This is a genomic window from Pseudovibrio sp. SCP20 (genome assembly GCF_057774105.1).
On the sequence record NZ_JBYMDH010000006.1, the window covers coordinates 347,421 to 357,847 of the forward strand.

10 protein-coding genes and 1 rRNA gene are annotated in these 10,427 nt (G+C 52.9%); 3 read left to right on the forward strand and 8 right to left on the reverse strand.

The window, feature by feature from the left end; all coding sequences use genetic code 11:
• Nucleotides 1–3: 3 nt before the first annotated feature.
• Together AC3CB2_RS22040 and AC3CB2_RS22045 are read right to left on the reverse strand one after the other, a co-directional pair.
• Nucleotides 4–867, reverse strand: coding sequence for a CE1 family esterase (locus tag AC3CB2_RS22040; protein WP_352936437.1), 864 nt, complete (start codon nucleotides 865–867; stop codon nucleotides 4–6).
• A gap of 139 nt (nucleotides 868–1,006) precedes the next feature.
• Entirely contained in the window at nucleotides 1,007–2,275 is a 1,269-nt protein-coding gene (locus tag AC3CB2_RS22045; RefSeq protein ID WP_352936439.1) for an ArsB/NhaD family transporter, read from the reverse strand.
• A 128-nt stretch (nucleotides 2,276–2,403) separates the two neighbouring features.
• Here AC3CB2_RS22045 and AC3CB2_RS22050 point away from each other — a divergent pair, with 128 nt between their 5' ends.
• Together AC3CB2_RS22050 and AC3CB2_RS22055 are read left to right on the forward strand one after the other, a co-directional pair.
• Nucleotides 2,404–3,642, forward strand: a complete 1,239-nt coding sequence (locus AC3CB2_RS22050) for an MFS transporter (RefSeq protein WP_075698083.1) — start codon at nucleotides 2,404–2,406, stop codon at nucleotides 3,640–3,642.
• Between the two features lie 158 nt (nucleotides 3,643–3,800).
• Complete coding sequence (locus tag AC3CB2_RS22055) at nucleotides 3,801–5,051, forward strand: ROK family protein (protein WP_050773953.1); 1,251 nt, start codon at nucleotides 3,801–3,803, stop codon at nucleotides 5,049–5,051.
• A gap of 101 nt (nucleotides 5,052–5,152) precedes the next feature.
• On the opposite strand, the gene AC3CB2_RS22060 is transcribed toward AC3CB2_RS22055, so the two are convergent.
• Genes AC3CB2_RS22060 through AC3CB2_RS22070 form a run of 3 tightly spaced genes read right to left on the reverse strand, consistent with a single transcriptional unit; the run spans nucleotide 5,153 to nucleotide 7,069 of the window.
• Entirely contained in the window at nucleotides 5,153–5,719 is a 567-nt protein-coding gene (locus AC3CB2_RS22060; protein WP_008551407.1) for a biotin transporter BioY, read from the reverse strand.
• 1 nt (nucleotide 5,720) lies between these two features.
• On the reverse strand, nucleotides 5,721–6,341 hold the full coding sequence (locus AC3CB2_RS22065) for an energy-coupling factor transporter transmembrane component T family protein (RefSeq protein WP_352936442.1): 621 nt from the start codon (nucleotides 6,339–6,341) through the stop codon (nucleotides 5,721–5,723).
• Nucleotides 6,338–7,069 (reverse strand): energy-coupling factor ABC transporter ATP-binding protein, encoded by a 732-nt coding sequence (locus AC3CB2_RS22070; RefSeq protein ID WP_352936444.1) that lies wholly within the window; start codon nucleotides 7,067–7,069, stop codon nucleotides 6,338–6,340. Before AC3CB2_RS22070 ends, AC3CB2_RS22065 begins: the two co-directional genes overlap by 4 nt.
• 518 nt (nucleotides 7,070–7,587) lie before the next feature.
• Here AC3CB2_RS22070 and AC3CB2_RS22075 point away from each other — a divergent pair.
• Nucleotides 7,588–8,424 (forward strand): putative phage abortive infection protein, encoded by an 837-nt coding sequence (locus tag AC3CB2_RS22075; RefSeq protein ID WP_352936446.1) that lies wholly within the window; start codon nucleotides 7,588–7,590, stop codon nucleotides 8,422–8,424.
• A gap of 282 nt (nucleotides 8,425–8,706) precedes the next feature.
• On the opposite strand, the gene AC3CB2_RS22080 is transcribed toward AC3CB2_RS22075, so the two are convergent.
• From AC3CB2_RS22080 to rrf, 3 genes are all read right to left on the reverse strand, one after another.
• Nucleotides 8,707–9,228 carry a hypothetical protein gene (locus AC3CB2_RS22080; RefSeq protein WP_352936448.1) on the reverse strand — a complete coding sequence of 174 codons (522 nt, stop codon included), beginning with the start codon at nucleotides 9,226–9,228 and terminating at the stop codon, nucleotides 8,707–8,709.
• 387 nt (nucleotides 9,229–9,615) lie between these two features.
• Complete coding sequence (locus tag AC3CB2_RS22085; protein WP_352936450.1) at nucleotides 9,616–9,990, reverse strand: MmcQ/YjbR family DNA-binding protein; 375 nt, start codon at nucleotides 9,988–9,990, stop codon at nucleotides 9,616–9,618.
• Between the two features lie 340 nt (nucleotides 9,991–10,330).
• A 5S ribosomal RNA gene (gene rrf / locus AC3CB2_RS22090) occupies nucleotides 10,331–10,427 on the reverse strand; the annotation flags it as partial.

Below are 10,427 nucleotides of genomic sequence, written 5' to 3' on the forward strand. Positions count from 1 at the left end.
AACTTATCTCCGCGTATCACGAGATACCCGGTTCTTTACTCCCTGTCGGCGTTGGAAAATAGACATAGCTTTCCTGCTTATTTCCAGTCCGATATTATAAAACCAGTGAGTGTGGCGATCCATCAACACAAGCTCAGTTGTATATCCAGCCTCTGCGAAAGCCTCTCCCATAACAAGAGCACTCTCGACATCGAAAAGATGATCTTTGGTTCCAAGGAAATGCGTTATTGGAGGCTTTCGCCCAGTCGGAGCTTTGGTCTGCGCAATGATGGAAGCATTGGGAAAGCCTGCATGCGTTGCTATGGATTGAAATGGAGAAGCTTCTTCCAATGCAAGCAAACTGGCATAAATGCCACCTGCAGAGTGACCAAATAGAAAGATTTGGCTGCGGTCGATATTATATCGTTCAACTGCATCTTCAATCATCACCTCCAACAAAGCAGGTGGATCAAACCAAGAAGACCAACCTCTTTGCAATGCACTGTCAGGGGCGATTAATACCAGGCCATGCTGATCCGCAGTCTTCTGCCACATATCAACCATAGACGCTCCAGTTCGCCCACTACCGTGCAGGAGAAAAACAGTAGGTCGTGCAATCGTATCTTTCGCTTTCCGCCCAACATAAGCATGATACCGCCGCTGCTGAAACCAGTAGCTAACGGTGTGGCTCTTGAATTTATCTCGGGGGGCTTCATAGAAATATCCACGCAGTGGCCCGGCAGATGGAACATTAAACCGCGAAACTTTGAATGAGCCAGATGCTACTTTGTAGGCCTGATCCTTTTGTGTGTCCGGCCCCATAAAGTTCAGCCCAACTAAGATGGCCAACATAACTATCAAAATCGAATAGAGTGCGCCCCTAAACATAAGAAATCCAACTCTAAAATGTATGTACGGTTAAAACGTCAACCAGGCTCGAATTACCCGCTACGAAGTAGCAGCATGCACATCTCAAAATATGTAGAGGCACAGCTTTCTACAATTATAAATTGAGTTCAATCTCCCCTCACCCCACACCCAACACCGTCAGCCCCCAAATCCAGCCATAGCTCACCACCACGCAAAACACCGTAATCGGCAGCATCCACCAGCAGAATTGCCAGAAGGTGAAGGGGATTGCGCCGAACTTTTCTGCTTGTTGGACCACAATCACGTTGCTGGCGGCGGAGATGATGAAGAGGTTTCCGGCCACGGTGGAGATGGTGGAGAGCATCATGAAGGTGCCGGTTTCGCCGCCATCCAGCAGCTTCAGGTAAAGCTCCACCACAGGCACGTTGGAAAACAGCTGGCTGGCCCAGAAGCTCACCAGAGCGGTCACGGTCAGGTCCGCCAGCTCATTCTGCAGGGAGCCAAGCAGGTATTGTAGGGAACCGGACTGGTAGAGCGAGCCGGTGACAACGAACATGGCCACAAAGAAGATCAGCGTCGCCCAGTCCACCTCTTTGAACACACGCAGCCGCTCATCCCCCGCCAGATAAATCGGCAGGCAGGAGATCAGCCCCACCCAGCCAAACGGCAGCGGGCCAAGGTGAAAATACGTCCGCCCCAAACTGTCGCCCGTGATGATGCCCACCAGCAGCAGGGCAGAAACCATTGCAGGCCATTGCCGTCGGCTCACCTCAACCGCCTCAGCTTGCGTTTCCACCTCTTTTGAGACTAACGCACTCTCATCTGATCCGTTCTTCTTCACCAACTGGTGGAAACGGAAGAACACAGCCACAAGGCAGATCACCCCAGGTACCAGCGCCCACACGATGAACGTGGCCAGCATGTTCTGAAAGTTAGCGGCGTTCACCACCAGAATGTTCTGCGGATTGCCGACGGGAGACACCATGGAGCCAACCGTCACCGCCGCGCACAGCGCCACCAGAACGACCGCCAGCTTCCACTTGAACGCCCGGCTCAGGATAATCGCGATGGGCACACCAATCACTGCCGCCGCATCGTTGGTCAGCACCGCCGCGCAGATCGCAGAAGCCACAATGAACCACAGCAACACCATGCCAGACTGCGACCGCTTCAGCAGCATATCCGCGATATCCTGAGAAAGACCGGTGTCGTACAGCGATGAGGCGATGCTGAACACGGCAAACAGGTAGAAGATCAGTTGCCAGTCCACCGCATGGAAAGCCGCCAGCGGCGTAATCTCTCCCAACACCAGCAACACAATCGCGCCCGCCAGCATGATGTGCCAGATCCGCACCATGGGCGGGAGCCATTGGCGCACGGCAATTCCGAGGAAAATGAGGGCGGAAATACCAAGAGAGACCGACATGCCTCACCCTATCCAGCGTGGTTTGACAGCAGCTTAACCACCACCGCCACAATCGAGCGAAATCCTTGGCAGCTTCTTAGAGCCATCCCCCTATCCTCAGCGAGCACAGCAAACCGGATCAGGTCTCCATGAAGCTCAACAAGGCCATGCTATCGACGAACTTCTTCGCGGGCGATGTCGTGGGCGGAATTGGGCCTTATCTGGCGATCTACCTGCTCACCGGCCTGCACTGGTCCCCCGGCAACATCGGTCTGGCACTGGCCATCGGCTCGCTGACAACCGTCGCCCTGCAAACACCCGCAGGCGCCTTCATTGACAGCACCCGCAGCAAACGTCTGCTGCTTGCCTCCTGCGCCCTGCTTATCGGCTGCGCCACCATCTCCATCCTGCTGTTCTCGCAGTACCCGGTGGTCATCTACATCGCCCAGATCTTCATGGGTGTTGCCGTCGCCTTTGTTGGTCCCTGCATCGCGGCCATAACCCTCGGCATATCGGGGCCAGAGCACTTCACCGTGCAGATGGGCGCCAATCAGGCCGCCAACCACTCCGGCAATGTCTTCGCCGCCATTCTGGGAGCCGGGCTAGCGCTCTGGATCTCGGCAGAAGGCGTGTTCTGGTTGGTGGCAATCATGGCTGTCGGCATGGCCATCAGCATCGGCATGGTCAGCGGTTCGGCCATCAACCACAACGCAGCCCGTGGTGGCCTGCACCACAATCCGAATGACGGTGATGAGCCCTCCACCATCGGCACCATCGCAGCAGATAAACGCCTTCTCACACTGGTGCTCTGCGTGTTCATGTTCCACTTCGCCAACGCCGCCATGCTGCCGCTGGTGGGGCAGAAGCTCTCCGTCAACTCCAACGTCAACATCGGCATCGCCTTCGCCGCCGCCTGTATCGTGGTCGCGCAGTTCTGGATGACCATCATGTCCATCCTCTGCGCTGCCCGAGCCGACATGTGGGGCCGCAAACCCCTCTTCCTGCTGGCCTTCTTCATCCTGCCCATTCGCGGCATGCTGTTCATGTGGCTGGAGGATCCGGTGGCCCTCATCTCCGTGCAATCACTGGATGGCATCGCCAACGGCATCTTCGGCGTCATCATCCTGCTCATCGCCGCAGACCTGACCCGCGGCACAGGCCGCTTCAATCTGGTGCAGGGCGCGCTCGCCGCCGTGGTCGGCATCGGCTCGGCAGCCTCCAACCTGCTGGCAGAAGAGATCGTGCAGTTCTTCGGCTATTCCCCGGCCTTCATAACTCTGGCGATTCTCGCCTTCATCGGCGGCACCATGTACCTGTTCCTGATGCCGGAAACTTTGCCAGCGCAATTAGACGAAGATGACGGCGCAGCCCCCCAACAAACGGGGTAATCCTTACGATTAGGTCACTTCAACTTTCGGGTGAAAACGCTGATTTATACGGTTCCTCCCTTTATTTACTGGTCCTCAAAAACTTATGCTTATTGCGTCAAACAAAGAACGCGCGCAAAAAAGCAAATGTTCAGAGCCTCATGCGTAAATGCAAATGAATGCTTGTGAACTCAAAGCGCGAAGTGCAGGCCAGTACTCGAATGATCGAAAAAGCCAGTAGAGAGCAGGTTCGTCGCCAAAACCGGTTCGTGGTGTTGTCCACGTTGCGGCGTCACACCACGCTGGCCCGTGTCGACCTTGGCCGGCTCACAGGCTTGTCCCTCGCGGCTGTCACCTCCATCACCGCTGACCTGAAAGATCGCGGCCTGATTGCAGAGGTGGAAGAACAACCCAACCCGGATGCCAACACACGGGGCCGCCCGCGCACCTATCTGCGCCTGCGCGATGATGTGGCCCACGTCATCACCGTCAAGCTCTCGGTAGACCGCGTGTCTCTTGCGCTGGTGGATTACACCGGCCATCAACACGCCGAAGCCAAGTTCATGGTGGAATCCTCCGACATGGGCGGCGATGCCTTCATCGCCTTGCTCGCGCGGGAAATCAAAGCCCTGCTGAAGACAGAGCCGCTTCGCGCCCGCAGTGTCATGGAAATCACTGTGGCGACACAAGGCATCGTCGGCAAGCACAACGGCTCCATCATCTGGTCACCCACCATTGCAGAACGACAGGTGGAGCTCACCGCTAAGCTCTCCAAAACCCTCGGCATCACCTGCACGCTGTATAACGACACCAACATGATCGCCGAGGCCCTGCACCGGCAGGACGCAGAGAAATACAGCGGCAACTTCGTGGTGGTCTACATCGACCGCGGCGTCGGCATGGGCATCTTCATCAAGAACGCCCTCTACCGCGGCGAAACCGGAGCCGCCGCCGAATACGGCCATTCCCCATTCACCCCGGATGGCGCCGCCTGCAGATGCGGCAAGAAGGGCTGTCTGGAAGCCTACATCGCCGACTACGCGCTCTACCGCGAAGCCCAGAAGCTGCCGAAGGAAACCTCTCCCTCGGCCATGTTCTATGGACCGGAATACATCCAGAACCTGCGTGCCCGCGCCCGTGTGGGCGATGCGCAGGCGCAAAAGGTCTTCACAGATGCTGGGTTTGCTCTGGGCGTTAGCCTTGCCCGCACAATCTCACTGCTGGACCCAAGCCGCATCGTCCTCACCGGCAAGGCCATGCAGGCCTACGACCTCTTCAAACACGGCATGAACAAGGGTCTCGAAAGCAGCCTGCTGGCACCGCTGCTCGATGCCGTCAATCTGGAAGTCCTGCCATGGGATGAAGACTTCATCCTCCAGGGCCTCCTTATCAAAGCCCTAAAACACCTGGACCAGGCATTGGTGCATTAAAGCCTACTCCCGAAAAGTGCCTCCAGTTTTCGGATAGGAGTACGCACGAAAAAAGCCGGCTCCCAACGGAACCGGCTTCTTCAAAACACATTGTAACTTGCTTAGCTGCGGGACAGCATGGCAGATGGCAAACCGCGCGCGATGGTGTGTGCCACCAGTGTTGCCAGAGCCACCTTAATCAGGTCACCCGGAATAAACGGCAGGCTGCCCACCATGATCGCTTTATCGAGTGTCATACCAGCCTTGTAAGCCAGCACCGGCACGCCAAGCGCATGCACCACAACGATGCCGCCAATAATGCCGGAAACAATCGCACCAAACACCACGTTCATGTTTCGCATGGCTTTCATGATCGCGCCAACCACAATCGCGCCCACAAAGTAACCAGCCAGATAGCCAGCAGTTGCGCCATAAAACACGCCAATGCCACCACGGCCACCAGCCAGAAACGGCAGACCAAGCGCCACGAGGAACAGGAACAAAGCAACAGCCAGCCCACCACGCACCGGGCCAAGCATCATACCCGCCAGCATCACGCCAAGCGACTGCGCCGTAATTGGAATTCCGCCAGCAAGACCCAGCTCAATCTTAGGCACCAGCCCAAGAGCAGCAATCAGGGCCGCATAAAATGCAATCTGAACAAGAGAACGATCACTAGACATAGTCATCCTAACTTCTTTTGTGATCATCAAAGCCGTCAGCACCACCACGGGCTGTCAGAGCTTCGGCTACATGATCTGTCATTTTTATCGCGTGCAAGGCAAATGGAGCAAGCAAGCGCCAGCTGTTGGCGTGGGCTGTTCTGGCTTTATACGCTTCTTGCAGTGACGCATAAACCGCCAGCAGCACCGGTACAAACCGGATAACCAAAGCAACTGCCAGCGAAACGCGTCTTGGGGAAATGCCAAACACACGCAGAGGCTTGAACAGCGGCTCCACCGCATCCATCAAAGCCTCCATGTGGGTTGTTATACTAATAAAATTGGCAAGGAGCACCATCGCCAATAGGCGCAACACAGCAATAATGCCCTGTTCGATGTCTCCCAGAAACACATGCACCAGAAAGATGATGCCCATCATCCAGAGCAGCGGCCGCACCACCTTCAGCTCCTCCAGCCCCTGCTTACCAAGCGTGGCATATAGCCCAACCACAAACGCCAGCAGCAGGGCAGAAAACCAAAGCGTGTTGAACGGGATGATCAGCAGGCTCAGCACAAACAGAAAGATCAGCTTCACTCTGGCAGGAAGCCGATGCGCCCAACTGTTACCCGCCATGTAAAGGGAGATCATGCGCGCGCGGCTCCCTCAAAATGAAGATCCGCGCCAGAAAGCTCATGCTCTTGATAGGCCGCAAGCACATCAGAAGGCGCACCAAACTGCTTGATCGAGCCATCCTCAATCCAGAGCACCTTGTCGTAATCACTCAAGGCATCCAGCTCGTGGCTCACGAAGATAACCTGCTGATCCAGTTTCTCCAGCTTACGCCTCAGTGCTACTCGTGTGCGCAGATCCAGACTGGAAAACGGCTCATCCAGCACCACCAGCTTCGGCTCCATGATGAGCACAGCCAGAATACAGATCAACTGCTTCTGCCCCTCTGAAAGCTCATGAACGGGCCGCTCAGCCAGTGGCGCAATGCCATGGTCCTGCAACAACGCAAGCCCCTGCGCCTTCGCATCCGCCTTGCCTACACCAATCTGGCGCAAGCCAAAGCTCAGCTCTTCCAGGGCAGTAGGAAAGATCAGCTGATGATCCGGGTTCTGAAACACAAACCCCGTCACTCGCGCCAGTTTCTTGGCACCTTCCTCAGCTGAAACACCATGAACATGCAAAGACCCAGCACTCACCGGCAGCAACCCATTCAGGCTGCGCACAAGCGTAGACTTGCCAGATCCATTCCGGCCAATAATCCCAACCCGCTGATCCGGCAGCTGAACTGTCAGATCACGAATGATCGTCGCCCCACTGCGCTCAATGGAAACATGGTCAAAGCTGATTGTTTTAGAAGTCTCGTTCACGCCGTAAGTTCACCTGCCAAAGGAGTTGCATTCCTATACACAATGCAGAAAACCCACGCTATGGAAATCTGTAAGCTCTAGGCTGGCTATCTCTGCTCGACAAACCTTTCCTATGTGCCACGTTCACACCCTTTTCAGCAAATTATCAACTTAGAGGTATTGCCATGTCAGCCGAGCAGTTCACCGATGCACTTGTTGCCAACCATTGGGACCAGAACGCAGATCAATGGAAAAAAAGGCGTAGACGCAGGTTTAAATGTCTACCGGGATCTGTTCACATGGCCGACATTTGCAGGATCGAAATAAGGTCTCAAACTCAAAAGTAAACTCTGGCTATCTTTAATGACTGACAGAGGCAGTTTAAATTAAAACGCAACTTCTGTTTTCGATTCGCGGTGAAGGCTTTGCAAGTTCTTATAGTCATTAGTTTAGTTTGTTTTGTAGTCGTACTGGTATGTAGCTACCCAGTAATAAAATTGCGCTTATCAGCTGTAGTTTCTCCAAACCTGCAATTTCTTATGGTTCTTACGGTTATAGTTTTATTCGTGGGTGGCTATGGCTTTTTGGTGCATGAGAATATGTTGGCGTCCCTTGGGCAGGTGAAGAATCTAGAAAAATTTGCAGAGTTTGGAGATAGCTTTGGTGCCTTAACTTCTCTCTTTACTGCTTTGGCCTTTGGTGGCGTGTTGTTGACTTTGAAATTTCAAAGGGATGACTTAAACCTGACGCGAAAGGAAATGGCTTCTCAAAGACATGAAAGCGCTTTAATGCGCATGCTGGAGGTGCATACCTCTATAATATCTGATTTAGATATCGAGAAAACTGCAATTAAATTCAGCCATATATTGAGTTCCGGTCGTGATCAAACCTATCAGGGGCGAGACTGTTTTGAGTTTTACTATAGGGAGTTTATTGAAGATCTCTGCAGATACACAGAATTGACGGGTGAAACAACTAGCCCTGAGATATACGACGAGTTTATGGAATGTCCAAGAAATTTACTATCGCAAGTTCATCGAGATGATATTGTAAATTGCTATGATAATACTTTCAAAAAGTATAGATCTGACCTTGGACATTACTTTCGAAGCCTCTACAGTATTTTTAGGTATATAGGAAGTACAAATAGCGAGGAGCTGCAAGCGTTTGCCAAAGTAGTGCGCGCACAGTTGTCTGAATATGAACTGGCGTTATTGTATCTGAACGCACAGTCACAACGCGGAAAACCATTCAAGAAACATATAAATAACTTTAGCCTTTTTGACAATCTACCGGAGGATTTTCGCGCAAACGGCGACTTTGAAGATGGAATTGAAGATCGCGCATTTGATACGCCAAATCCACTTGTGATTTGATGCTGTATCTACTCTTCCTCCGCACCAAAAGAAGTGCCCTCTTTAGTTTGGGCAATTAAGTACAGATTTTGAGAACAGCAATTTCGGTCATGTCGTACTTTGTTCTAGTAGCAAAGAGCATCTTCTAATTACAGGGCAACTTTGGCAGAAGATTCGTCAACTAAGGACGAACGTCTACAGAAAATCATCAGCGATATGCTGCTTGTACGATGTAAGCGCAAGCACTTTATTAATCTTGGCTGTAGGGAAGGCAACAACACTCGAAATCAAATAAATTAAGAGCTAGGCCAGCACATCCCGCAGGGAGGTCAACCACGTTTTCACATCCGCAGACACCTTGGCATGGTCCAGCCCCTCGAAGGCGTCCCAGCTCCAACCATCTTCCGGGCAAAGCTCATCCAGAAACGCGTGCAGTTCCTTCTGCTTGCCCTCAGGCAACGGCAGATTGGCTGCATGTTTCAGCAGCAGCACCTGCTCCTGAAGCCGCAAATACACCCAGAAGGCTTCCATCATGGGTCGCAGCAAATGCGGCTGCGTCTGCCATGTACCTCCGGAAAACAAATCCTGCGTGACAATCGGCCCGGCCCCATGGCAATGAAACTGAACGCAGCCCATGTACCCTGTCCTCGCCAGATCAGAATGGATCTTGCACGTGCCGCAGCTCTCAAGATTTCGGCAAGGCTCGCCCGCAGCTTTATCAAACGGAAAAACGCTCGACTTATCAAAGGCAAGCGCAACACAGCACAAGGCTGCACACTTTTCGCAGTCAGCCTTCAGGCGGTCATCTAGTTGGTTCAGATCCATAGCGCCTTATTGGCACAAAACAGCGGGTAACGAAAGCAATCTGAAGTTTCGGCAAGCAAAGCATCACAGAAGCAACACCACTAAGAATAGCGCAGTCTGTGAGAAGGGGAATAACGTCTGTCAGAAACTTTCATGCCAGAGCGGCGCGAAGCGGGCATATCTTTTTCGCTGGTTTCAGATAGAAAATCTTACTCCCCTCCCCAATAACCATGCTAGCGCTCTTGGGGACCAGCCTTCGCACACGCCTAACCGAAGGCATGGCCAACTTTTACGCCTTCAAACACAGCAACGCCGAAAAACCACATTCAACGCACCCAACACGCAAAAAACGCAAATTAACGCACAAAAGAACGCAAAGCAGCGCAACTTTACAATTCACCTGCAAAATCAAGCAGGTACAAAACCGATCTCTTTCTGCAGCTTCTTAGTGAGCTTCTTCGCGATGATGCTGTGCGCCTCTGTGAGGTAATCCTTGATATCACCATCAGCCATCGCATCCATCGTCTCAAGCTGAACCCACTTGGCACGAGCCAGATAAGGCGCAGGAATTATCCCCTCTTGCTCCGTCAGGATCTGATAGGAAAGATCCGAGCATTTGAAGCTGATCTTGATCCCTTCCATCTCCGGTCGATCCTCTCCCCAGTTAGAGCAAATCGCAAAGATCTTCCCCCCAACCTTCCAAACCGAAGCATTCCCCCACTGAATGACATTCGTCGTCCCAATCAAAGACTTACAAAACCCATCAAACTCATCCCGCGTCAAAGCAATACCTCATTGAAACCAATTATCATGCAACTGCATCATACCGTCACTTTGCAACCTTCCATACAACAGAAATGCAGGCAAGACCGTGTTTAAATCATCGGTCCTAGCTATCCCCCAACCCGCTGATAATCAGCTAATAATCTAAGCCAAATCCGCGACTAAGCATGACCGCAAGCTCTTACTCACCGCTGCAAAACTCTAGCCATCGAAGTCGCTTTCATTTATGGGGAGGAGATCTCTAGACGCAGAAAAGCCCCCGAGCGTTATGCATCGGGGGCTTTTTGTTTGATTTTTTGTTCTGAGTTTATTTTGAGAGATTTTTATGTGTCTTATTCATGCCCGGCGGCGCCCTACTCTCCCGCGTCTTAAGACGAAGTACCATTGGCGCAGGGGCGTTTCACTTCCGAGTTCGGGATGGGATCGGGTGGGGGCGC